Here is a 24589-nt window from a genome sequence, read left to right on the forward strand (position 1 = left end):
TTACTGGTATTATAGCAATTTTGCAGGACTTGAAAACGCTTTTATATATGTTAAGGCTATTAATAGTCTTAGTGGTAGGATTTCTAGCAATATATTTTTGCACCTTGTGGAGGGAACATTCATGGTTAATGAAAAGAAAATATCAAGTCGCTTTATTTATTTCTTTGGAGCTTTTGCCGGCATTCTTTTTGGTTATGATATAGGTGTTATGACGGGAGCATTACCTTTTTTAGAAAGTGATTGGAGCCTCGAAGGAAGAGCTACCGCTATTGGTTGGATTACCTCTTCGGTAATGTTTGGAGCTATTTTTGGAGGTGTCGTAGCTGGTCAGCTGTCTGACCGTTTAGGACGACGTAAAATGATTTTAATATCTGCTGTCATTTTTGTTGTGGGATCCATATTGTCAGGCATAGCCCCCCATGATGGAATACTATTTTTGATTGTATCACGGATGTTTCTAGGACTAGCTGTTGGGGCTGCCTCTGCGTTGGTTCCAGCCTATATGTCGGAAATGGCGCCTGCAAAATTGCGCGGTCGTCTGTCAGGAATAAATCAAACCATGATCGTTTCTGGGATGTTGCTCTCATACATTGTTGATTATCTATTGAAAGACCTGCCAGAAACTATGGCATGGCGGATGATGCTTGGTTTGGCTGCAGTACCTGCTATCATCTTATTTTTTGGAATGTTAAAGTTACCTGAATCACCAAGATTTTTAATTAAGAATAATAAATTTGATGAAGCTCGTAAGGTATTGGGCTATATTCGTTCAAATAAAAAAGATATTGATGCTGAAATAAAACAAATTCAAGAAGCTGCAAAAGAAGAAAAAACGGTAAGTCAGAAAACGTCTTGGGGAACTCTCTTAAGTGGTAAATACCGTTACTTGGTCTTTGCGGGTGTAGGTGTAGCAGCTTTTCAACAATTCCAGGGTGCAAATGCCATCTTCTATTACATTCCTTTGATTGTGGAAAATGCTACGGGTCATGCAGCCAGTTCCGCGTTGATGTGGCCAATCATTCAGGGGATTATCCTCGTAATAGGTTCATTAGTATTCCTGGTCATTGCTGATAAATTTAAGCGCCGTACTTTATTAACAGTTGGCGGAACCATTATGGGACTCTCCTTTATTTTTCCTGCCATCTTAAACATACTAATTCCTAATGTGAATCCGATGATGATGGTTGTTTTTCTAAGTATCTATGTTGCGTTTTATTCATTCACATGGGCTCCTTTAACTTGGGTCATAGTTGGAGAAATATTCCCGCTAGCCATTCGCGGACGTGCGTCAGGATTAGCTTCATCATTTAACTGGATTGGTTCTTTCTTGGTCGGATTGCTTTTCCCAATCATGATTGCTTTTATGCCTCAAGAAGCTGTTTTTGCCATCTTCGGCGGTATTTGTTTACTGGGAGTCCTATTTATACGGACATGCGTTCCTGAAACTCGCGGTCGCAGTTTAGAGGATATAGAAAAAATTGGAGAAAGTAAACAAGCTAAGGCGAAAAGTGCATAGTAAGTAACATAATTAATTGCTAATCGAATTACAGCAAAGCTATACAGTAAGCTGTCCCTGATTTCTATACTGGAATCAGGGACTTTTTTATTCATTCATTTATCTGAAGTGCCTGTTTTACTTAAGAGGAATTCCAGTTTCATTGCTCCATCTCGATTTTTTCGCTATTATTTTACTATAACTCAATGAATACAGGTGAAGAAATGAAACCGAATGATGGAGTAAAAGAAGATAATTATAAAGTGTTCGCATTGCTAAGCAATTATTTAAATAAGGCGCCCGATTTTGTTGATGGGGAAGAGATAAAAGAGATTGTTCAGTTTGGAGTATCTTATGAGCATGCGTTTGCGGTCATTTTAGCGTCTGCTTTTGGATTGGATATTGTGGATAAGATGGATGATAAGAATCTATTCAACAATTACTTTAATGGAATGTTTTTTAAACTGGATGAAAAGGAATTTTACGAAAACACTTATTATAAGAATATCAAGATCCCAACGTTGAAGATTGGTAATAGTGAACTGAAATATGAAAAGTATAAACCGTTTGAGGGCTTTGTATGCAATGATATTGTCAAAACAAAAGAAGGCAGGCAAATCCCGCAAATTGGTTTTTTTGAAACAGAATTTGAGTATCCAGCTATTTTGGAAAACGGAAGAATATGGATGACAGTAACGCCTAATGAAATTGAAACCATGAAAGAACCGATTGAACAGGCGTTTGGAAATGTACTTACATATGGGTTGGGACTTGGCTATTATACCTATATGATTTCTGAAAAAGAAAATGTTGATAGCATCACGGTAGTCGAAATGAATGAAGACGTTATTAACTTGTTCCAAACGTATATATTGCCGCAATTCAAAAACCATCAAAAGATTAAGATCATTAAAGCTAATGCCTTTGAATATGCTCAAAAATCTATGGCAAAGGGTCAATTTGATTTTGTTTTTACGGATTTATGGCATGATGTTTCAGATGGGATTGATATGTATTTAAAAATGAAATTATTTGAAAAAAGATGTCCAAATACGATATTTACCTATTGGATTGAAAAATCAATTAAATGTTATTTATAAAACATGCATGAGAAATCCTCTTTCAAAGTTTGAAGGGGGATTTTTATAGTTAGTAAAGGTATGTTTTCCTGACGAGTATATAAATAAGTCGTTGGTCAGGGGCGATAATCGTTCAGTGAGAAATAGGTCAAAAATACCACATTGTTTATTTTAGCTTTATGCTTATAAAGATGGTACTTTTGTATTAAGTGAGTAGGAAATTGTATAACCAAAAGAAAACAAGAGGTAGTTGAACTTATGAATGAGAAGGTCATAAATAATAGTGATAAATGTTATGTATTGGCTGAAGAGAAGGCTGAAAAGTATTTTGAATCCTTGCGTGCGCAGGTGATTGAAAAGAGCTATATCGATGCATTAACGAAAGATATTCAATCGTGGAAGCAGAATCATATTCGTCATCGATCCTTAGCTTCCCTTTTTGCTCATAAAAATAAAAAAACAACAAATAAGGAGTATCATCAGTATATAAGCTGGTTGAATAAGAGAGGGAAACTGGAGCAGTATCTTCATCGAAGTATTTCATATATCTATCTGAGAGATTTGGGCAAAGCCTTGGACAAGCCTGAAACACAAACTAAAATCAAACAAGTCGTGGATACGCTCATCTCTCAAATAGTTACAGATAAATTTGAAGAAGCTAGTGAGTTTGATTTGTTTAGTACACACGGTTTGTACAGATGGGGTCAAAAGGAGAATATCGAGTCAACAATCATCTGGCTATTCGACAAGCTAAGAATCGTGTCATCCTCTATACCGAATGGAATGGATGCCGAAAATGCCCAACGTAAATTAATCAAAATCATAGGTGGAGTTATGATGCACGTTAGGGAAGAGATGGGCTCTGATATTTCCCCGGAGGAACGGGCACAGAAACTTGATGAAGCCATTCGGCTAGGATATTCCTATGGTCTGACCTATCCTTTTATAGATGATTTACTAGATGCAAATGTTTTATCCGATGAGGAGAAAAAGCAGTTTTCAACTATCATTAGAATGACGCTTATAAATGGGACAGTCCCAGAAATAGACGAGTGGTCTGGTAAAAATGAAGAACTTATCCGGTTTATTCATTCAGAACTGAAGGAAGCATTCGAGTATATTAAAGGTTGCCAAAGCCCTGAAAATTCCAGGATATTTTTCGACCAGGCGTATGTGTTTTTTCATTCACAGGAAGTAGACCGAGTTAAAGAGTTAACAAATGAACATTACACCAATGAAGATTTGTTTATTCCAATCATATTAAAATCATCATCTTCACGATTGATCGTTCGTTCTGTTATTAGTGCACCAGAGGATGAAGGGTTTAACAAACGCACGTTTTACTATGGAATATACAATCAATTGGCAGATGACTTTGCGGATTTATTTGATGATATGGATGCAGGAGCGGTCACTCCATATACGTATTATCTAACCTATCATGATAAGCGTCCTGACCTTATTAACCCATTCGAATTATATTGGACGGTTATTTTCAACTTGATTCATCATGTATATGATTCTGATCCACATGCTTGTGAGGTCATACTAGATCGAGCAATTAATGGCCTAAAAAGAAATAAAGAACGATTAGGTACTAAGCAGTATGATGAATTGATGAATTTATTAACAGCAAATATGCCGACATTTAATCGCCTTATCCAAACGATGGTTCAGAAAGCAGATGATGTGGATTTCTTTGATAAATTGCTCCGAGATCATATCCTTTCCAATCTGAGAAAGGATCGTCAAGAGGAAAGCGAATTTGCTAACACAATAAAGAGCATTCGTCAGGAGATTAATCAATATCTGCCTATTAATCAACTAGAATCTACACTTTTGACGAATGATCCAATCATTGATGCGGCAAATTACAGTCTTGAAGGTGATGGAAAGAGGCTAAGGCCAATCGTGACCTGGATGATGGGAGTCAGGGAGTATGGGCTGGATTCTACAGCGATTTTGCCGCTTCTTAAATCCCTGGAATATATGCATACGGCATCTCTTATTCTCGATGATCTGCCATCTCAGGATAATGCGCCTATTCGAAGAGGCCGTGCTACCTTGCATACGGTCCATAATACAGGAATAGCAGAAATAACTTCAGTATATCTTATTCAGAATGCTATGAAGGAACAAGCATCACTGAAACAGTTTGATGCTGCGTCTGTTCTACAGTTAATTCGATATTCATCCCAGGTAGCCATGGATATGTGCAGAGGGCAGGCAATGGACTTGGAATCGAAAGGGAAAATGCTGACTTTAGAGGAATTAAACACGCTTTCCTTCTACAAAACAGGAATCGCATTTGAGGCATCACTCATTATGCCTGCCATTCTTGCTCAAGTAGGGGAATCCGAGATAGAGAAGTTAAAAAAATTCGCCCATCATGCCGGAATCGCATTTCAAATTAAAGATGACTTGCTTGATCTGGAGGGGGATGACCTTTTACTTGGAAAACCAGTCGGACAGGACAAAGAGAATAATAATTCTACATTTGTATCAGTTCTTGGCAGGGAGGGTGCTCGTAAAGTAATGTGGGATCATTACTGCTATGCTATGGAAGCTATTGTACAGATTTCACCGAAGAGTTCATTTTTAAAGCACTTATTGAATTATATGGTGAACAGAGAGCGCTAAAGTGATTGTCTGTTCGCTGCCTGATAGCAGAGAACATTCAGAACATAAAGATGCCCCCGGTTTTAAAACCAGGGGCATCTTTTTTCCTTATTTAACGCCTCTCATGTATTTTTGGATGGTTGGTGAGATGAAGTAAATAATAATTGAACATAGAATTGCGAATCCACCAATTAATCCAAAATACAGGAGTTCCGTTTCCGTACTATAAAGTTTTACAAGCTGTGCATTTATAGCCTGTGCAACTGCGCTTGCGAGGAACCATAGGCTCATCGTTTGAGCGGAGAATGCAGCAGGTGCCAATTTAGTTGTAGCAGATAAACCAACAGGAGATAGACAAAGCTCTCCAAGTGTGACGATTAGGTAGCTCAATATGAGCCAATAAGGACTAACAAGTGAGTCACCGCCACTTAAGTATCCTGGTACAAGCATCACAATGAATGATAGACCTGCTAATAGCAAGCCAATTGAAAATTTTCTGGAAGTTGAAGGCTGTCTATCCCCAAGCTTCATCCATAACCAAGCTGCAACTGGTGCAAAGATGATCACGAAGAGGGCAGGCATTGCCTGTAGCACACCAGGTGCGATTTTAAAGCCTAACAATGTTAAATTAGTCCGTTCTAAAGCATAAATATTCAGTAAATTAGAGCCTTGTTCATAAATAGCCCAGAAGATAACTGCTGACAGGAATAATGGAATATAGGCAAGTAATCTTGATTGTTCTTCTGCAGTTGTTTTAGAGCTTTTGTACATCCAAACAAAGTAAACGACTGGTATAATAACTGCCAAAATAGTTACGAGTAAAACAAATCGATCAATGGTTAGCCAACCGATTGTAATCAGAGCATAGAAAAGGACAATTAATAGAGCAATTGTTACCCCAAAATAAAGAGCAAATTTCTTTTTGCCTTCAGGGCTTAATGGATTAGGTGGCTGTGTTCCAATGGTGCCCAGATTTTTCTTTTTCGTAATAACAAATACGATTAATCCAAGAAACATACCTACAGCAGCAGCTGAAAAACCTGCATGGTAGCTATCGTAATGCCCGCGTAATCCTTCTACAACAAATGGAGCTATAAAAGCACCTAAATTAATCCCCATATAGAAGATACTGAATCCTGAGTCCCGGCGATTGTCGGCCTTTGTATATAAGTCACCAACAACACTGGAAATGTTCGGTTTTAGCAATCCGGTACCAATGATAATTAAGAACATACTGGCAAAAAAGGCTTCAGCCCCGAGCGGTAATGCCAGAACAACATGACCAAGCATAATAAAAACTCCACCGTAGAATACGGTTCTGCTTGTCCCAAGTAAACGGTCTGCAACCCATCCACCGATAATACCTGATAGATAGACTAAAGATCCATAGATTGCAGCAATTGACATGGCTGTGGTTTGATCAAACCCCAGTCCGCCCTTGCTAACTTCAGCGTATAAGTAGAGGACCAGGATGGCCCGCATTCCATAATACGAAAAACGTTCCCAAAACTCTGTGAAAAATAATGTGAAAAGTCCTTTAGGGTGTCCGAAAAAACCTGTGTTCGGAATGCCTGGAACACCCGACTGTTTGTTTAATTTAACCAAAAATTCTCTCTCCTTTAGCATGATGTAGTACAATATACCATTTTATTTTAGATTAACTAAAAAATCAAAATTGAGAGACTATAATTTTGTTTATTTAATAGAAATATGTCGAAAAATGTTAGATTATGTGTGATAAATAAAGAAGAATAAATAATGTTTAATAGAAAATGCCCCAAAGTTATTGATAACTTTGGGGCATTTTTATTTAGGCTTCTATTTGATTTTTTAGTTTTGCATATTCTTCATCAGAGAATACTCGTGATTTCGTAATGAAATGACAATCTTCTATACTATCAAGTGAAAAGGCTGCTCCTCTTCCATCAGTAGCATCTAGGATCAATTGAGTATGTTTCCAGTACTCATATTGCATCTTATGGATATAAAACGGTGCTCCTCCAATGGAACCGAGGTATACATCAGAATCCCCCGTTTTAAAATCATCTTCCTTATAACACATGGGAGCAGATCCATCACAGCAGCCTCCGGATTGGTAAAACATAATAGAGCCGTGAGTTCTTTTTAATGAATCTATTAATTGAAGTGCCTCTTCGGTTGCTACGACACGTTCTACCATTTTAGAGTCACTCCTTTTAGAAGAAACCTTGAGCATTTTTATCATAGCTTACTAACAAACATTTTGTTTGTTGGTAATGATCTAACATCATAGCATGGTTTTCACGGCCGATACCGGATAATTTGTAACCGCCGAAAGCAGCACCTGCTGGATATTGATGATATGTGTTTGTCCATACACGACCAGCTTGTATCGCACGGCCGGCACGGTAAGCAAGATCTCCACTGCGGGACCATACACCGGCACCTAATCCGTACAAGGTATCATTTGCAATTTCCATTGCTTCGTCAAAATCTTTGAAAGTCGTTACACTAAGAACTGGACCAAAGATTTCTTCCTGGAATATACGCATTTTGTTATGACCTTTGAAAACAGTCGGTTTAATATAGTTACCATTTTTAAGGTCTTCACCAAGGTCATTTTCTTCTCCGCCAATTAAACATTCAGCACCTTCTTCTTTGCCGAGTTTAATGTAGGATAAGATTTTTTCTTTTTGTTCATTTGAAGCCTGTGCGCCCATCATAACTTCTGTGTCAAGTGGGTTGCCAATCTTAATAGCTTTCACACGCTCTAATGCACGTTCCATAAATTTTTCATAGATTGATTCCTGGATTAATGCACGGGAAGGGCATGTGCAAATTTCACCGGAGTTTAGAGCAAACATCACTAAGCCTTCGATTGCTTTATTTAAAAATTCATCATCTTTGTCTATTACATCTTCAAAGAATACGTTAGGTGATTTACCGCCAAGCTCCAATGTGACAGGAATAATGTTTTCAGTAGCATATTGCATTATTTGGCGTCCCACTGCTGTAGAACCAGTAAAGGCAATCTTCGCAATACGTGGATTTGTTGCAAGTGGTTTTCCTACTTCAATACCAAAACCATTTACGATGTTCAGAACACCCGCTGGGAGTATATCCTGAATTAACTCAACAAGAACCATAATGGATGCAGGAGTTTGTTCAGCTGGTTTTAATACGATGCAGTTACCTGCTGCTAATGCCGGGGCAATCTTCCAGACAGCCATTAGAATTGGGAAATTCCAAGGAATGATTTGACCAACAACACCAAGTGGTTCTTGGAAGTGGTAAGCTACTGTATCATTATCTAATTGAGTAGTTCTTCCTTCTTGTGTACGAATGGCACTTGCGAAATAACGGAAGTGATCAATTGCCAAAGGAACATCAGCATTCAATGTTTCACGTACTGCTTTCCCGTTATCCCAAGTCTCAGCTACAGCGAGCATTTCCAGGTTTTCTTCTAAACGATCTGCAATTTTATTTAAAATACGTGCACGTTCAGCAGTAGAAGTTTTCCCCCAAGCTTCTTTTGCTGCATGTGCCGCATCTAATGCTAATTCAATATCTTCAGCAGAAGAACGAGCAGCCTTTGTAAAAACTTCTCCGGTTACCGGAGATTTATTTTCAAAGTATTGACCTTTAACAGGTGCGACCCATTTTCCGCCGATAAAGTTATCGTATTTCTCTTTGAAATGCACAACTGCGCCTTCTGTATTTGGATTTGCATAAATCATGTTGATATCTCCCCTATGTTCGTATTGAAAACTCTTAAATATAAAGTTTTGATGCCACTTTGGAATAAAAATACACCAGTGAAGCGTTTTCTATACTATTATTTGTCTAATTTAATAAAATTTCAAATAATATGACTGTGAATATAGGAGAAATATGATGTATAAGTGTAGTATAGAAATAGGAAAAAAATGTGTCTTCCATTACTCGTTACTAGATAGATAAATTTTGCAGGTTATCTATTACATCTAAAGAGAATTATTCACCCATGAATGGAACAAGAGATTGGAGACAGGCTGTTTAATTTTACTAACAGCAACCAACAGATACGGGCGCTCTTATTCTGCCGAAATGCAGCGCTGCAAAAAAAAAATGATCTATATTTAATTCAGTCGGCAAGAGAAAAATAAGGTGGTAATAGCATGGATATTGCGGTGATAGGATCCAATATGGTCGATCTAATTTCCTATATTGATAGAATGCCAGAAGAGGGAGAAACACTTGAAGCACCTAGCTTTTCAATGGGGTGTGGAGGAAAAGGGGCCAACCAGGCAGTGGCAGCTGCAAAACTGGGCTCCAAGGTCATGATGGTTACGAAGGTAGGCGATGACATTTTTGCAGATAACACCATTCAAAATCTTAAACGCTATGGAATTGATACAGAATTTACGAATAAGGTCCCCGGAAGCAGCAGCGGGGTCGCACCAATCTTTGTAGATTCGGATTCCAAAAATCGTATTTTAATCATTAAAGGGGCCAATCAGTACCTTTTACCTGAGGATGTCGATAAAGCGGCCGAAAAGCTCAAGATATGTTCTTTAATTATTCTTCAGTTAGAAATCGCGCTCGAAACCGTTTATCGGGCGATAGAATTTGGGAACGAGCATGGGATTCCTGTTATTCTGAATCCTGCTCCTGCTACCAAAAATTTGGATTTCAATTATGTATGCAAATGTGACTTTTTTGTTCCCAATGAAAGTGAACTGGATATCTTGACTGGCATGCCTGTTTCAACGATTGAGCAAATTAAAGCTGCTGCAGTCAGCCTGATAGATAAAGGAGTTAAAAATGTTATCGTGACGATGGGAAGCCGAGGCGTGATGTGGATAACCGATAGAGGAACGCAAATCGTTGATTCATTCAAGGTTGATGCTGTAGACACAACGGGGGCCGGAGACGCATTCATCGGCTGTTTCGCCTATAATTATATTCAGAATGGGGATATTGTCCAATCGATAAAAATGGCTAATGCCTTTGCAGCATTAAGTGTCACAAAACGTGGTACACAGAATTCTTATCCAAGTATGGATGAAGTTAAGTTGTTTTTAAGCAAAAGAATTGAAGCGTAAGCAGGATTTTAATTAAAACTTGGTTTTTAGTGAATTAAAGGATGGCTCTTAGTGATGGAGTCATCCTTTAATATTTAAGTTATTTTACACAAATATATGACTAAGATATTTTTAGGGGTTATTAAGATTACCTTTCTATTGTTCAAGTGTTTGTCATAAAAACAAATATAATTCAGATTAATCAGTTAATAAATTTGTTGTCAATCGATATAATGATATAATAAAAGTGTTCTGTATTATGCGTTTCTAACAAAATTTTAGGAGATGACCAATATGAAAGCACTCAGATGGTACAATGCTAAAGATTTAAGGTTAGACAATTTAGAGGAACCTACTGCCAAAAAGGGAGAAGCAAAAATTAAAGTTGAATGGTGCGGTATTTGTGGAAGTGACTTACACGAATATACAGCCGGTCCAATTTTTATCCCAACCGAAGAGCCACACCCATTGAGTAAGGAGAAAGCTCCGATTGTAATGGGACATGAATTTTCTGGACAAGTTGTAGAGGTTGGCGAAGGCGTAACCAGAGTCCAAGTTGGTGACCGTGTTACAGTTGAGCCCGTCTACTCCTGTGGAAAATGCGAAGCTTGTAAACAAGGAAAATATAATCTATGTGAGCTAATGGGCTTTTATGGTTTAGCAGGAGGCGGTGGAGGATTCTCTGAATACGCTTCTATACCGGAACATATGTTACATAAGCTGCCTGAAAATGTTTCATTTGAACAAGGGGCACTCGTAGAACCTTCAGCTGTTGCTGTACACGCTGTTAAACAAAGTAAACTTAAAGTTGGCGATAAAGCAGCGGTATTTGGAACAGGACCAATTGGTTTATTAGTTATTGAAGCGTTAAAAGCAGCTGGTGCGGCTGAAATTTATGCAGTAGAATTATCAGAACAACGCAGGCAAAAAGCAGAAGAACTTGGTGCTATTGCTATTGATCCGAATCAGGGTGATGTCGTTGAACAATTAACTAAATTGACAAATGGCGGTGTTGACGTTTCATATGAAGTAACAGGAGTACCGATTGTTTTAAAACAAGCTATTCATTCAACTAAATTTAATGGTGAAACGATGATTGTTAGTATTTTTGAAAAAGAAGCGTCTATTCATCCAAACGATATTGTTATGAAAGAACGTACAATCAACGGTATTATTGGATACCGTGATATATTTCCTGCTGTTATCAATTTAATGGCTCAGGGCTACTTCCCAGCTGACAAACTCGTTACCAAACGAATTAAGTTGGATGATGTGATTGAAGAAGGCTTTGAAGGTTTATTAAACGAACGAAATCATATTAAAATATTAGTAAAAGCTGAATAATCATTGTACAAATGCAAATATGATAATCATATATAGAAACTAAAATGGCCTTCTCTTCAAATGGAATGGCCATTTTAGTGTTTATGGATTTATTAGTAAGAAAGCAACACGTGGTGTATTGAATTTTGAGGTGTATTATACATTTCTGAGTATACAATTCTGCTAAAACACGTAATTTAGTCGTATTTGTGGAAGTTAGTTGGAGATGTATATATTTTAATAATCTGAATATATAAAATCGTTCAATATGTATTTACTTTGCTAACTATTATAATTATAATAAGTATGTGAAACACTGAGCAAGTTAATATACATACGGAGGATTGATTGGAATGAAAGCAGCTGTAGTGAGTGCAAAGAATCCTGGTAAAGTAGAATTAGTTGAAAAGGAGCTTCCTAAGTTAAAACCCGGTCAAGCTTTAGTTGATGTAGAATATTGCGGAGTATGTCATACAGACTTGCACGTAGCAAAAGGTGATTTCGGTGCAGTTCCGGGAAGAATTCCTGGACATGAAGGAATCGGCATTGTGAAAGAAATTGCAGACGACGTTACAAGTTTAAAAGTAGGAGATCGTGTCAGCATTGCCTGGTTCTTTAAGGGATGCGGAACTTGCGAATACTGTGTGACGGGAAATGAAACCTTCTGCCGCAGCGTACAAAACGCCGGCTTCACGGTTGATGGAGCAATGGCTGAGCAATGTATCGTAGAAGCGGACTATGCGGTTAAAGTACCTGAAGGTCTTGATCCAGCTCAAGCGAGCAGTATTACATGTGCAGGGGTAACTTGCTACAAAGCAATTAAAGTTTCTGATATTAAACCTGGTCAATGGATTGCTATCTATGGCTGTGGTGGATTAGGTAACCTTGCGATCCAATATGCGAAAAATGTATTCAATGCAAAAGTAATTGCAGTGGATATTAATGATGATAAATTGGCATTGTCCAAAGAAGTAGGAGCAGATCTTGTATGTAACCCATTAACAGATGGAGATGCAGGTGAGTGGATTCAGGAGAAAGTTGGAGGAGCTCATGCTGCAGTTGTTACAGCTGTTTCCAAAGTTGCCTTTAACCAGGCTGTTAACTCTGTTCGTGCCACTGCTAAAGTTGTTGCAGTAGGATTACCTCCTGAAACAATGGATTTGGCTATCGTGAAAACCGTATTGGATGGTATTCAAATCGTTGGTTCCTTAGTTGGTACACGTAAGGATTTAGAAGAGGCTTTCCAATTTGGAGCAGAGGGCAAAGTAGTGCCAATCGTTGAAACAAGATGCTTGCATGAAGTAAATGATATTTTTGAAGAAATGGAAGCAGGTAAAATCCAGGGCCGTATGGTCATCGATATGCACAAACACGAATAATTCCAATCAATAACCTTAAGTAATAAACCTCAAGCAGAATACTATAGAAAAAAAATGCACTCCAATTGTTAAGTGTAATCTAACAACTGGAGTGCATTATTATTTTTGCTTTTGCTCTATTATCATAATCTCTTCTTTTTATGATAGTTATATAAAATGAACAATAAGACAAACCATAATGGTGTAAGCAGCATTGCTAAGCGTGTTTCCGCAGCAATGAGCATTACAATCAGTATGAAAGCAAACATACCTAGGATTACATAATTTATAGCTGGTGTTAATGGAGCTTTGAATGTAGATTTAGCTCTTAAATCAGGTCTTGTTTTTACATATTTGATATGCGAGATTAAAATAATGCTCCATACCCAAATGAAACAGATGGCGCTGATTGTTGTGACGATTGTAAAGGCCTGCTCTGGTATCAGCTTGCTAAGCAGTGCACCGACAGAAACTACAATAGTAGAAGTTAATAATGCATTGCTCGGTACATGGTGTTTATTTAATTTGCCAAGTTTTTTTGGTGCTTCATTATGATTGCTTAAGTTGTACATTATCCGGCTGGTTGAGAATAAACCGCTGTTTGCAGCAGAGGCTGCCGATGTTAATACAACAAAGTTGATAATACCTGCCGCCATTGGAATCCCGATTAAGGCGAAGACACCTACAAATGGGCTGCTTGTCGCACTTAATTGATCCCAAGGATTGATGCATAAAATAACAAATAAGGCACCTACATAAAACAGTAAAATCCGTACCGGTATTTTGTTGATAGCAGATGGAATGTTTTTTCGTGGATTAGCTGTTTCAGCAGCAGATACACCAATAAGTTCAACTCCGACGAAGGAGAAGACAACCATTTGCAGTGATAGTAAGAACCCTGATATTCCATTCGGGAACATGCCGCCATGATTCCAAAGGTTAGAAACAGAAACAGTTCCGCTATCTGTTTCAAATCCAATCACAAGCAGTACGATTCCTACGACAATTAGTGCAACAATAGTGACGACTTTAATAATCGCAAACCAGAATTCCAACTCACCAAACAGTTTGACGGTTAATAGATTTAATCCTAATAGAATTACTAAACAGATGATGGCAGGCACCCATTGCGGGATATCAAACCAGTATTGTGTATATAAACCAACAGCGATAATATCAGCCATGGCTGTCATAATCCAGCAGAACCAATACGTCCAGCCAGTCACAAATCCAGCCCATGGACCCAAATATTCAGCTGCGAAATCGATAAATGATGTATGATTTGTATTGGATAAAAGTAATTCACCCAGTGCTCTCATAACAAAAAATAGAGCTACTCCGATAATCAGATAAGAAAATAAGATGGATGGACCGGCTAAATGAATGGATTTTCCGGAGCCTAAAAATAAGCCGGTTCCAATTGTGCCCCCAATTGCTATTAATTGTACATGACGATTTTTTAAATCCCTTTTTAACTCTTGCTTAGCCAAGTTGCATGCCCCCGTTTAATCTTAGATGTCTAAAACAGGCACCTAGTAAAATAGATATTTATCATTTTTCTCGCTTTATTTAGATACTATGTCTCACCTCACTATTGATATTTGACAATAAAAAAAGAGATTGGTTGTCTCCAATCTCTAAAAGGGCAAGAATAACAAAAATCGTTACCATTCTGTCCTTTTGCCTGAGATTGTGAATCCTTCGGCGCTGTATAAATACAGTCTCTCCAGAAGCTGCTCCCGCCATAGTTTTATCCACAGCGATCAAAGCGTGCTATATTAAATTATCAATTATTAGATTATGTTAACTTATTAACATAATTCTGAAAAAATATTATGAAAAAAATGCTATCACTAAATTATTATGTTGTCAAACTAAGTACATGTAATTAAATGATTTGTTGAAGCATATGGAAGAGCCCAAGATTTACTTGAAATATATATAATCCATATGCTTTTGAACAATCAATTAATGATACTAAACAAGCTTCAGTTCTGATAAACCATACTATAAGTATTAAATAGTAAAGAAAGGTACTAGGTATCTCTCTTTTTTTGTTTTTTCCTTTAGAAATATAAGCATGGCAATGAGGTTAAGGGGAAGGCCAGAATCGAGAGCTCTCTTTTTCATGTTTATCTTAGCAGTAGCACAATTCATTCTGAAAAAAAGACCAAATCCATAAGGGATTTGGTCTTTAATCTACATTATTAAAAGGCAAATTCAAATTTAGAGTTCATCCGCTATCCCCAGCAGGATAATACCGAAGATAACAACTGCGATGATCATGTATTGTTTTTTAGTCAGCTTCTCTTTTAGGAAGATTCGTGACAGGATAATTGAAAAGATACTGTAAGAAGCAATCAATGGTGCTGCGATAATTGCATAGCCTGATGCCATGGCAAATACGTAGAAAAATTGACCAATCGTTTCCAAAATAGCTGCTATCCCTTTATCGCGCTCTTTAAATACATGGAAGGATTCCTTCTTTATAAAGCGAAGATAGATAAAACATACGGCAGCGCATAGGAAAAAGGTATATTCATACGCAAGTAAAGCTGAATTTTCGCTGATTAGATTCAATTCATCCAGATAGATGGCATCCGCAAATGTAGCAAGTCCATCAATAATGCAATATAAAATTGGGAAGATAATAGCCAAGAAACCAATTTGGTATTTTTTATCGATATGCTCAGAATTCAGTCGACGAGCTTCATCTTCTGCTCTTTTTTCCAGAACGGCTATCCCCACAATCCCAAGAGTGATGATGATAATCCCAAGTACTTCAATGATACTTAGCTCATGAGTGAAAAAGATGAAGAGCAGAATGCTTGTTACGACACCTGAGGAATTCTGTATTGGTGAGGCGATAGACAATTCAATATAGCGCAAACCAATATACCCAAATGCCATGGAAAGGATGTATAAAGAAGATACTGGTAAATAATGAATCATCTCCATTGGATTGAACTGTATATCTTTTATAATCATATAGGCTGTTGCATGAATTCCCATGACAAGACCAACCATGATGATAATTTTAATATGGCTGTACTTGTCGTTGCTGTCTGATCCCTTTTTATAAAATAGGTCAGCACCACCCCATGCTAAAGCTGTTAGTAGTGAAAAAATAAACCACATAACGATTCTCCTTGTTGAAGTTTAATAAGCTTTCTGAACCCCGTATAACAAGACATACAAAATCGTTTACTCAAGTGAGAAGACGTTACTGCTGCTATTGCAAAACGGAGAGCAGAGCTGTGAATAAAAATGAATTTTAATAGAGTCACAGAGTCAAGAATATAATTTCATTGTAAACTGTGTCAAGGGATTTAAAGGATGAATCTATAATAGAAGTGTGCATTTAATATAACAATAGTAATGAAAGGGCTATCTTTTTGTTTTTCTTAATTTTTCAAATATAATAAAGGGAGAATTAACAATTATAGAAGAGGATGGAAAGTTCGCTAACCAGGGGAGATGGCTATGTTAGATTTAGTCCCAATTATGCTTGAAAAGGTAGGCATTATTGTCATTGTAGCCTTTTTAATTTCTAAAATGAATTCCTTTCGCCAAATCATTCACCCAGACCATAATCTAAATGAGCAGTTGAAATTATTTCTATTATTCGGCATGTTTGGGATTATTAGTAATTATACTGGAATAGAAGTTTATCATTCTATGGTTGAAGAGAATAGATGGCTTTCAGCTATTGGAGAAGATAGTGCCATTGCTAATACAAGAGTGATGGGTGTTGTGATAGGCGGATTATTGGGAGGTCCCGTTGTTGGAGGAGGAGCTGGTCTGATAGCCGGTATACACCGTTATACATTGGGAGGGTTTACAGCCTTTTCCTGCGCCCTTTCTACCATCCTGGCCGGAATATTGGCAGGGTATATAGGCAACAGAAGAAAAAGGAGCGGGGGTCAGATAACTCCTTTGTTTGCTGCAGGAATTGGGATGTCCCTCGAAGCTTTGCAAATGGTGATTATCCTTGCGACTGCCAAACCTCTTGAGCATGCATGGAGCCTCGTGCAGTTTATCGGTTTACCAATGATCACCATGAATGGATTCGGAACACTATTATTTATGCTGATCGTTCAGTCTATAAAACGTGATGGGGAGATAGCGCGTGCGAATCAAACCAATCAGGCATTTTTAATTGCGGACCAGACTCTTCCGCATTTTCGACAGGGCTTAAACACCCAATCATGCAAAGAAATATCAAAAATTATGCTTAATTTAACCGATGCAGATGCTGTCTCTATCACGGATGAACATTTGGTTCTTGCACATTTGGGGGCAGCCTCCGATCATCATAAACCTGGCGTGAAGCCGAGTACTGGGCTGACTAAAAAAGTACTTGAATCAGGATATGTTTCAATAGCCAAATCGAAGGAGGAAATCGAGTGCAGGCATAAGGACTGTCCGCTCGTAGCTGCCATCGTCCTCCCTTTAAAAGTGAAGGGGGAAATCTCTGGAACTTTAAAATTGTATTATACAAAGCCGGATAAATTAGACAGAGTTCAGCAGCAGTTAGCAGAGGGGCTGGCTAATTTATTTTCAACTCAGCTTGAGCTGGCAGAAGCGGAAAGGCAGGCGAGGCTTTTAAAGGATGCTGAGATAAAAGCCCTGCAGGCTCAGATTCATCCACACTTCTTATTTAATAGTTTAAATACGATATCTGCCTTATGCCGGACTGATCCTGATAAAGCTCGTAAACTACTATTGGAATTAAGTTTATTTTTTCGAGGCAATTTACAGGGAGCCAGACAGTTGCTGATCCCGTTAGAAAAAGAGCTGGAAAATGTGAAAGCCTATTTATCTTTAGAGCAAACACGTTTTCCTCATAAATATGAAGTTAATTTTGATATAGAGAATGGATTAGAAAATGTATTGATTCCCCCATTTTTATTGCAGCCTTTGGTAGAGAATGCGATTCATTATGCATTTCCACAAAGAAAACAGTTTGGGAAAATTAATATACAAGTGTGCTCACATGGCAATTATATGAGAATGATTGTTGCGGATAATGGACAGGGGATTGTGGAAGAAAGGTTGAAAAGTCTGAGCAAGCAGGTTGTACCGTCAGCCGGTGGAAACGGTACAGCCATTTTTAATATTAGTGAACGCTTAAAAGGTATTTATAATAACCAAGCCCATTTTAAGGTTGATAGCAAAGTGGGTGAGGGCACCACTGTTAATATCTTAATCCCGCTGGAAAGTAAAGGAGGTGACGAGCAGGATGCTACGAGCCTATGTAGTGGATGATGAACCATTAGCCAGGGACGAATTGAAATATTTACTAGCAAGAAGCAGAGAAGTGGAGATCTTGGGTGAGAGTGATTGTATAGATGATGCATTACATGATATTCCACTGTTAAAGCCGGATATTGTCTTCTTAGATATTGAATTAGCGGGAGAGAACGGATTACATTTAGCCGCTAAACTAGAAGGTCTGAACCCGGTTCCAGCTATCGTTTTTGCGACTGCCTATGACGAGTATGCTCTTCAGGCTTTTGACGTAAATGCGGTAGATTATCTTTTGAAACCGTTCAGTGAAGAACGTATTCATAAAATGCTGGACAAAGTTAAAAAGCTTCATTTACACACAAAGGAGCCTGGAAAAGTAGATACCAGTAATCTTCAATGTAAGGGAAAAATAGCTGTTATGACAGAAGAAAAAATTATATTGCTTACATGCAATGATATCGTATTCCTAGAATCATACGAAGGAAAGTGTAAAATCCGGGCTGTTAATCATCTTTATAAAGTAAGTGAGGCACTGATTGGATTAGAAAAAAAATTGCCCCGGACACAATTCTTTCGGGTACATCGGAGCTATCTTGTGAATATCGATCATATCGTGGAGATATTACCATGGTTTAATTCAACCTATAACTTACGTATGTCGGATGGTTCCGAGGTTCCAGTCAGTCGAACCTATGTAAAGGAACTGAAACAATTACTAGGATTATAGGATTGATTTGCTATTCATTAGTTGTAAGTTGTAATTCATCCCATTTATTTTGCGGTTCATTTTGAAAATGAGGTGTAAGTGTTTTCATTTGATAATATGAAAATATAATACGTATGCAAAAAAGGGGGAACACCAAAAATGAATGCGATTACAATTGTTATTGGTTCGATTTGTATCCTTTTAATAGCCTATCGTTTGTATGGGACATTTATGGCGGCCAAGGTGTTAAAATTATCCAATGATAAACCAACACCAGCTGAAAAGCTTGAGGATGGTCAGGACTATGTGCCAACAAATAAATGGGTAGTATTTGGACACCATTTTGCAGCCATTGCTGCTGCAGGCCCATTGGTTGGTCCGATTTTGGCAGCTCAGTTTGGTTATTTACCCGGTCTGATTTGGCTATTGGTTGGGGCAGTAATTGGAGGAGCAGTTCATGATACAGTAGTGCTCTTTGCCTCTATGCGCCGCGATGGTAAATCATTATCCGAGGTAGCAAAAGAAGAACTTGGACCTGTAGCAGGATTCTGTACAGGATTGGCCATGCTATTCATTATCACAATTACGATGGCAGGTTTGTCATTGGTTGTACTTGGAGCACTTGAAAGAAACCCATGGGGTACATTTGCGGTAGGGATTACAATTCCGATTGCGATGTTAGTGGGAATCTATCATAAAAAGACAGGGAATTTAAAAGTCCCGACGACCGTTGGATTTATCTTAATTATGCTAGCAATTTTCTTTGGTCCACAAATTCAGGGAACATGGTTAGGCGATTTCTTAACGCTTGAAAAGAGCACTCTTGCTATTATATTACCAGTCTATGCCTTTTTCGCTGCTGCACTTCCTGTTTGGTTATTGCTTGCACCACGTGATTATTTAAGTACATTTATGAAAATAGGAGTTTTCGCGGCACTTATCATTGGTGTATTTATCGTTAACCCTTCAGTTGAGTTTCCTGCTATTATTCCAGATTTCATTAACGGTGGAGGTCCAATTGTGGCCGGCCCAGTATGGCCGTTTATTTCAATCACAATTGCCTGTGGTGCCATTTCAGGTTTCCATGCTTTTGTTGGATCAGGTACTACTCCGAAAATGGTCAGCCGTTGGAGCGATATTAAAGGTGTAGCCTTTGGTGCGATGCTAGTAGAATGTTTAGTGGCTATTATGGCATTGATTGCTGCAGTTGCCCTTCAACCTGGAGATTATTTTGCGATTAACTCTACACCTGAAGTCTATTCAACATTGGGAATGGAAACAGTCCATTTAGATAGATTGGAAGAAGCAGTAGATATGGACCTTGAAGGAAGAACGGGTGGAGCAGTAACACTTGCTGTTGGTATGACGGAAATCTTTACCAGTGTACCATTCTTCCAACACTTAGCTTCCTATTTTTATCAATTCGTAATCCTGTTTGAGGCGGTATTTATTTTAACAGCGATTGATTCAGGAACCAGGGTTGCCAGATATCTCATCCAGGACTTCTTTGGAGACTTTATTAAACCTTTGAAACGAACAGATTCTCTGGGAGCTAATATTTTTGCCAGTGCATTAGCCTGCTTTATTTGGGGATATCTATTATTCTCTGGAGATATCAGTTCCGTCTGGGCACTGTTTGGAGTATCCAACCAGTTGATGGCGTCAATCGGACTGATTGTCGGAGCTACCGTTGTCTTAAAAATTGCAGAGAAACGCTGGTATATGCTGACATGCTTAGTCCCATTGGCGTATCTATATGTTACGGTTAATGTGGGTGGATTCTGGATGATTAAGAATGTCTATTTGAATCCGGATGCAGGTGGATATAATGTATTGAACGGTGTTCTATCCATTATCATGCTTGCGTTAGGTGTCGTGATTATGGTGGCTTCCATCATAAAATGGGTTAATCTATCCAAAATCCCACAAGCAGAATTGGTTAAACAATCAGAGGAAGAATTGATGAAAACAATGTAAAAAAAACAGGTAAAGGGTCGTAATAAATGGCCCCTTTACCTGTTTTTTTATTGTTTAAAAGTGAATTATTGAAGCTTAACGGAGAGGGATTTTAGGAAAGGAATGCCCGATAATGTAAGAATCACTTTCCCCTTTTTTCGCACATTTTTATGAATATAAAATGATACTTGATCGGATGTGATTTGAGAATAATGATTTAGAGTTTTAGGTTTGCCGGGCAATGCTATAAGTTCCTGAACGCCGGGGGCACAGCAAGCTTTAACATCCAAATTTTTTATGGTTACTTGATCCCCTTTTGATACAATCCACTTTTTTGATTCTTCGTCCATTTCAATAATCATTTTTGGTGCCTCCTTCAGGTGAGGTATATTCTTAACTATAATGGATGGTATTTTAGTTTCCTATAAAAATGCATTATAATAGAGTGATATAAGCTTTTTATAGATTGTTGAAGAGAATACAACAGAATGGGATTGGTGGAGCCAATTTTTATATACACATATGCATGCAGTTCAGAGGAAGAATCTTTATGCAAAATGGAATTCAGGGCGTTGTTTGACATGAATCCTGATGATTTTGTTTTTAAAAGTACAAGAAAAGTCGATCCAAGCCGAAGCCCCTTTATTAGGGAAAGAATAGAGGTCCTGACCGAAGGGGATAGTTTGGAGACCCTTTATCACAAGGCAGGCAAACTTTCCTTTCCGGATCAGACATTCAAAACAATCTTTGTGAAAACAAATGATCTAGAGGATAAAGTTAGCTTTAGTCACCGAAGAAAGATTGAACGGGAAATAGGATTAAAAATCCAGGGTGAAGCTGATTTGGAGAAGCCGGATATCGTTCTTGGCATCATTACTTGCGGCGGAAAATGGTATGTAGGTATTTATGAAAAAAATGAAGCGGTCTGGTTGCATCATCAAAAGAAACCACGAGAGTATTCGACAGCTCTCAGTACTAGAATGGCAAGGGCTGTTGCTAATATCGCGGTTCCCAACCCTGTTGGTGTGAAAGCGATTGACCCATGCTGTGGAATTGGGAATGTACTGGTGGAAGCCTTGTCAATGGGGATTACGATTTGTGGACGTGATATCAAGCCATTGCCAGCTATTGGTGCCAGAGAAAATGTAGCTCATTTTGGATATAGCTGTGATATAGCAATCGGTGCAATTGAGGAAGTTACGGACCATTATGATGCAGCTATCATTGATTTACCCTATAATTTATGCCATACAGCGAGCCCGAAAGAACAATTATCAATTTTAACGCATGCAAATCGCATTGCAGACAGAATTGTTATTGTTACAGGGGAACGGATTGATGACATGATCAAGGAAGCTGGCTTAACTATACAGGATCGATGTGAAGCAAAGAAGATTGGGTTTACAAGAGAGATTTTGTTATGTTATTAGATTAATAAATAAAAAAGAGGGTGGCATGATTTTTGCCACCCTCTTATTCTATATACTTTTAAACATCTACACGCTTAACGAAGAAAGAAACTACCAATCCGATTATGGAGGCAATCAACGCAAATAGAAAGGCGTTTTGCACACCGGCTGTCAAAGCTTCAGAGGCAGCAAGCGGATTATTGGGATCAGCTGTAGCCAAATAGCTTGCCTGGCCAGCTGACATGATGCTAACAGCAACTGCTGTCCCAATCGCCCCTGCAATTTGCTGAAGTGTATTCATGACAGCAGCTCCATCAGGGTAATACTGTCTTGGCAACTGGTTTAACCCATTTGTTTGCGAAGGCATCATAATCATGGCAACCCCAATCAACATGCATGTGTGCAAGATGATAACCGTTAATTGGGTAGTTTCGGTTGTTATATTAGTAAATAAGTAGGTAAATATTGTTGTTAATACAAAACCGGGAATAACCAAGTATTTTGGCCCGAAGGTATCAAATAATTTCCCCGTAATTGGTGACATAATTCCATTCACAATACCGCCAGGCAATAAGACAAGGCCGGCTGCAAAAGCTGACAATAACATTCCGCCCTTTAAGTACATAGGCAATAGAATGGATGAGGATAAGATGATCATCATACCCAGGAATACCATTAAAAGTCCAATAGAGAACATAGGGAACTTAAATACGCGTAAATTAAGCATTGGCTGTTCCATTTTAAACTGGCGGAAAGAGAATAGGATAAGGCTGAGTGCCCCAACAATAATCGGTAAAAGAACAGCTGGGTCGCTCCATGAGCCAGCACCCTCCCCGGCACTGCTGAAACCAAAGACGATTCCTCCAAAACCAATGGATGAAAGAATAATAGACAGAATATCTATTTTTGGTTTTGTGATGGTTGATACATTTTGCATATAGATGAGACCATATACGAATGTAAAAATAAGCAAAGGTAAGCATAGCCAGAAAATCGATTGCCAGCCCAGACTGTCTACGATTAATCCTGATAGGGTTGGACCGACAGCAGGTGCAAACATAATGACAAGCCCCATCATCCCCATAATTGTTCCGCGTCTATGAGGTGGGTATATAACCATAATAACATTTGTCATTAACGGTAGTAATAGACCTGTTCCTATAGCCTGAATGACACGTGCTAATAGAAGAATGGCAAAGTTAGGTGCCATAGCTCCTACTAAGGTCCCTACGATTGAAAAAATGAGGGAGGCACTAAATAGTTGCTTGGTAGTAAACCATTGGAGCAGTAATGCAGTTACAGGCACAAGAATCCCAAGTACAAGTAAATATCCTGTTGTTAACCACTGAACGACATGGGGACCAATGTGAAAGTCATCCATAATGTTTGTAAAAGCCATATTTAAGGCAGTTTCACTGAAGAGTCCAATAAAAGCACCAATCATAATAGCAATCACGATTGGAAGTGGCTTAATCTGCTTATTTTCTAAATTTGTAGCATGATTATTACTCAAATAATATTCCCCTTTCATTATGTATAATTACTAGACCAGTCTATATAATACGCTGATTAAGGATATACATTTATGTTTGCTTATTTCTTTAATATATCGGGCAGACATTTAGAGATGTTTAGTAAAGGCTGTCCATTTAAATTGGTTAGCGAACGGGTGATGGCTCCTTCGATCATTGAATTAACCAATAGACTTAAACGGTGCGCTTTCTCTGGTTCAAAGCCATCTTGAAGCATTTTATCATAATAAAGTGTTTCCCAGCCTTCAAATGCTGCCTTGCACGCTTTGCGTAAAGGTTCGCTCATTAAGGAAGTTTCCGCTGCCAATAATCCAATTGGTAAACCTTCAAAAAGGTCATTTTTATTGAAATGTTGAGCGATTTTTTCAATATGATATTGGAATGCCTCTAAGGTATGATCATACTGATTCATGGCCAGCTTAATATCATTTTCAATTTGAACGGCCATTTTATTGACTGCTTCTACGGCCAGTTGTTCTTTACCATCAGGGAAGTGATAATATAAAGACCCTTTAGGGGCACCGCTTTCCTTCAGAATTTGATTTAAGCCTGTTGCATGATATCCCTGTATGTTGAAAAGGCGAGTAGCAGCCTCTAAAATTTTTTGACGCGAGTCCATTTTTGCACTCACATGAAATCCCTCTTTTCAAGTATAATGACTGGTCTATATAAATGAGTGACTGTTTCATTCTATAAGATGGCTGTATTTTATGTCAATCATTCGTTGCAGGTATATTTTTTCGAGAGTAGATAGATTAGAAAGGGTGGTTGAGGTTATAAATTGGTTCTTCCAATGAAAAGAGATGAGTAGATGGGGTTG

18 protein-coding genes and 1 riboswitch are annotated in these 24589 nt (G+C 38.2%); of the genes, 10 read left to right on the forward strand and 8 right to left on the reverse strand.

Translation table 11 applies throughout. From position 1 onward, the window contains the following. Window positions 1-121: 121 nt before the first annotated feature. From AC4G3O_RS14590 to AC4G3O_RS14600, 3 genes are all read left to right on the forward strand, one after another. Window positions 122-1516 (forward strand): sugar porter family MFS transporter, encoded by a 1395-nt coding sequence (locus AC4G3O_RS14590; protein ID WP_066108204.1) that lies wholly within the window; start codon window positions 122-124, stop codon window positions 1514-1516. A gap of 203 nt (window positions 1517-1719) precedes the next feature. Then, a complete protein-coding gene (locus AC4G3O_RS14595; RefSeq protein ID WP_066108201.1) occupies window positions 1720-2595 on the forward strand; it encodes a spermine/spermidine synthase domain-containing protein in 876 nt (291 codons plus the stop codon). Between the two features lie 237 nt (window positions 2596-2832). Continuing rightward, window positions 2833-5214: a polyprenyl synthetase family protein gene (locus tag AC4G3O_RS14600; protein WP_491136399.1), complete on the forward strand. Its 2382-nt coding sequence runs from the start codon at window positions 2833-2835 to the stop codon at window positions 5212-5214. 87 nt (window positions 5215-5301) lie between these two features. On the opposite strand, the gene AC4G3O_RS14605 is transcribed toward AC4G3O_RS14600, so the two are convergent. The 3 genes from AC4G3O_RS14605 to exaC all read right to left on the reverse strand — a co-directional run bounded on the left by AC4G3O_RS14605 (window position 5302) and on the right by exaC (window position 8909). Next, a complete protein-coding gene (locus AC4G3O_RS14605; protein ID WP_175354309.1) occupies window positions 5302-6798 on the reverse strand; it encodes a peptide MFS transporter in 1497 nt (498 codons plus the stop codon). A gap of 205 nt (window positions 6799-7003) precedes the next feature. After that, window positions 7004-7372 carry a DUF779 domain-containing protein gene (locus AC4G3O_RS14610; RefSeq protein ID WP_066108193.1) on the reverse strand — a complete coding sequence of 123 codons (369 nt, stop codon included), beginning with the start codon at window positions 7370-7372 and terminating at the stop codon, window positions 7004-7006. A 16-nt stretch (window positions 7373-7388) separates the two neighbouring features. Next, window positions 7389-8909 (reverse strand): acetaldehyde dehydrogenase ExaC, encoded by a 1521-nt coding sequence (exaC, locus tag AC4G3O_RS14615; RefSeq protein WP_491136400.1) that lies wholly within the window; start codon window positions 8907-8909, stop codon window positions 7389-7391. A gap of 420 nt (window positions 8910-9329) precedes the next feature. On the opposite strand from exaC, the gene rbsK reads away from it, so the two are divergent. From rbsK to adhP, 3 genes are all read left to right on the forward strand, one after another. Further along, window positions 9330-10256: a ribokinase gene (rbsK, locus tag AC4G3O_RS14620; RefSeq protein WP_066108189.1), complete on the forward strand. Its 927-nt coding sequence runs from the start codon at window positions 9330-9332 to the stop codon at window positions 10254-10256. 273 nt (window positions 10257-10529) lie between these two features. Beyond that, on the forward strand, window positions 10530-11579 hold the full coding sequence (locus AC4G3O_RS14625) for a 2,3-butanediol dehydrogenase (protein ID WP_066108186.1): 1050 nt from the start codon (window positions 10530-10532) through the stop codon (window positions 11577-11579). Between the two features lie 332 nt (window positions 11580-11911). After that, window positions 11912-12937, forward strand: a complete 1026-nt coding sequence (adhP, locus tag AC4G3O_RS14630) for an alcohol dehydrogenase AdhP (protein WP_066108183.1) — start codon at window positions 11912-11914, stop codon at window positions 12935-12937. Between the two features lie 122 nt (window positions 12938-13059). On the opposite strand, the gene AC4G3O_RS14635 is transcribed toward adhP, so the two are convergent. Then, window positions 13060-14406 carry an amino acid permease gene (locus tag AC4G3O_RS14635; protein ID WP_066108180.1) on the reverse strand — a complete coding sequence of 449 codons (1347 nt, stop codon included), beginning with the start codon at window positions 14404-14406 and terminating at the stop codon, window positions 13060-13062. A 172-nt stretch (window positions 14407-14578) separates the two neighbouring features. After that, a riboswitch (glycine riboswitch) is annotated at window positions 14579-14656 on the reverse strand. A gap of 486 nt (window positions 14657-15142) precedes the next feature. Next, on the reverse strand, window positions 15143-16054 hold the full coding sequence (locus AC4G3O_RS14640; RefSeq protein WP_066108178.1) for a DMT family transporter: 912 nt from the start codon (window positions 16052-16054) through the stop codon (window positions 15143-15145). Window positions 16055-16399: 345 nt separating this feature from the next. On the opposite strand from AC4G3O_RS14640, the gene AC4G3O_RS14645 reads away from it, so the two are divergent. The 3 genes from AC4G3O_RS14645 (at window position 16400) to AC4G3O_RS14655 (ending at window position 20849) form a co-directional block, all read left to right on the forward strand. Then, window positions 16400-18184, forward strand: a complete 1785-nt coding sequence (locus AC4G3O_RS14645) for a sensor histidine kinase (RefSeq protein WP_066108175.1) — start codon at window positions 16400-16402, stop codon at window positions 18182-18184. Then, window positions 18159-18893 carry a LytR/AlgR family response regulator transcription factor gene (locus tag AC4G3O_RS14650; RefSeq protein WP_066108171.1) on the forward strand — a complete coding sequence of 245 codons (735 nt, stop codon included), beginning with the start codon at window positions 18159-18161 and terminating at the stop codon, window positions 18891-18893. Before AC4G3O_RS14645 ends, AC4G3O_RS14650 begins: the two co-directional genes overlap by 26 nt. Window positions 18894-19031: 138 nt before the next feature. Next, window positions 19032-20849 carry a carbon starvation CstA family protein gene (locus tag AC4G3O_RS14655; RefSeq protein ID WP_066108168.1) on the forward strand — a complete coding sequence of 606 codons (1818 nt, stop codon included), beginning with the start codon at window positions 19032-19034 and terminating at the stop codon, window positions 20847-20849. Between the two features lie 65 nt (window positions 20850-20914). Here AC4G3O_RS14655 and AC4G3O_RS14660 read toward each other — a convergent pair whose 3' ends face one another. Continuing rightward, on the reverse strand, window positions 20915-21190 hold the full coding sequence (locus AC4G3O_RS14660; protein ID WP_066108164.1) for a CC/Se motif family (seleno)protein: 276 nt from the start codon (window positions 21188-21190) through the stop codon (window positions 20915-20917). A 126-nt stretch (window positions 21191-21316) separates the two neighbouring features. Between AC4G3O_RS14660 and AC4G3O_RS14665 the strand changes: the two genes are divergently transcribed. Further along, on the forward strand, window positions 21317-22258 hold the full coding sequence (locus tag AC4G3O_RS14665) for a TRM11 family SAM-dependent methyltransferase (protein WP_066108163.1): 942 nt from the start codon (window positions 21317-21319) through the stop codon (window positions 22256-22258). Between the two features lie 58 nt (window positions 22259-22316). On the opposite strand, the gene AC4G3O_RS14670 is transcribed toward AC4G3O_RS14665, so the two are convergent. Together AC4G3O_RS14670 and AC4G3O_RS14675 are read right to left on the reverse strand one after the other, a co-directional pair. Next, window positions 22317-23711 carry a DHA2 family efflux MFS transporter permease subunit gene (locus AC4G3O_RS14670; protein WP_441294139.1) on the reverse strand — a complete coding sequence of 465 codons (1395 nt, stop codon included), beginning with the start codon at window positions 23709-23711 and terminating at the stop codon, window positions 22317-22319. Between the two features lie 119 nt (window positions 23712-23830). Next, window positions 23831-24388, reverse strand: a complete 558-nt coding sequence (locus AC4G3O_RS14675; RefSeq protein WP_066108573.1) for a TetR/AcrR family transcriptional regulator — start codon at window positions 24386-24388, stop codon at window positions 23831-23833. Window positions 24389-24589: the final 201 nt, after the last annotated feature.

This window comes from Bacillus sp. z14 (2026), from assembly GCF_058313575.1.

Coding starts and splice junctions, on each gene's coding strand:
- rbsK (WP_066108189.1), top strand. CDS start 9,330: ATGGATATTGCGGTGATAGGATCCAATATGGTCGATCTAATTTCCTAT.
- AC4G3O_RS14595 (WP_066108201.1), top strand. CDS start 1,720: ATGAAACCGAATGATGGAGTAAAAGAAGATAATTATAAAGTGTTCGCA.
- AC4G3O_RS14665 (WP_066108163.1), top strand. CDS start 21,317: ATGGGATTGGTGGAGCCAATTTTTATATACACATATGCATGCAGTTCA.
- AC4G3O_RS14675 (WP_066108573.1), bottom strand. CDS start 24,388: ATGGACTCGCGTCAAAAAATTTTAGAGGCTGCTACTCGCCTTTTCAAC.
- AC4G3O_RS14660 (WP_066108164.1), bottom strand. CDS start 21,190: ATGATTATTGAAATGGACGAAGAATCAAAAAAGTGGATTGTATCAAAA.
- AC4G3O_RS14610 (WP_066108193.1), bottom strand. CDS start 7,372: ATGGTAGAACGTGTCGTAGCAACCGAAGAGGCACTTCAATTAATAGAT.
- AC4G3O_RS14600 (WP_491136399.1), top strand. CDS start 2,833: ATGAATGAGAAGGTCATAAATAATAGTGATAAATGTTATGTATTGGCT.
- AC4G3O_RS14645 (WP_066108175.1), top strand. CDS start 16,400: ATGTTAGATTTAGTCCCAATTATGCTTGAAAAGGTAGGCATTATTGTC.
- AC4G3O_RS14590 (WP_066108204.1), top strand. CDS start 122: ATGGTTAATGAAAAGAAAATATCAAGTCGCTTTATTTATTTCTTTGGA.
- exaC (WP_491136400.1), bottom strand. CDS start 8,909: ATGATTTATGCAAATCCAAATACAGAAGGCGCAGTTGTGCATTTCAAA.
- AC4G3O_RS14650 (WP_066108171.1), top strand. CDS start 18,159: ATGCTACGAGCCTATGTAGTGGATGATGAACCATTAGCCAGGGACGAA.
- AC4G3O_RS14625 (WP_066108186.1), top strand. CDS start 10,530: ATGAAAGCACTCAGATGGTACAATGCTAAAGATTTAAGGTTAGACAAT.
- AC4G3O_RS14640 (WP_066108178.1), bottom strand. CDS start 16,054: ATGTGGTTTATTTTTTCACTACTAACAGCTTTAGCATGGGGTGGTGCT.
- adhP (WP_066108183.1), top strand. CDS start 11,912: ATGAAAGCAGCTGTAGTGAGTGCAAAGAATCCTGGTAAAGTAGAATTA.
- AC4G3O_RS14655 (WP_066108168.1), top strand. CDS start 19,032: ATGAATGCGATTACAATTGTTATTGGTTCGATTTGTATCCTTTTAATA.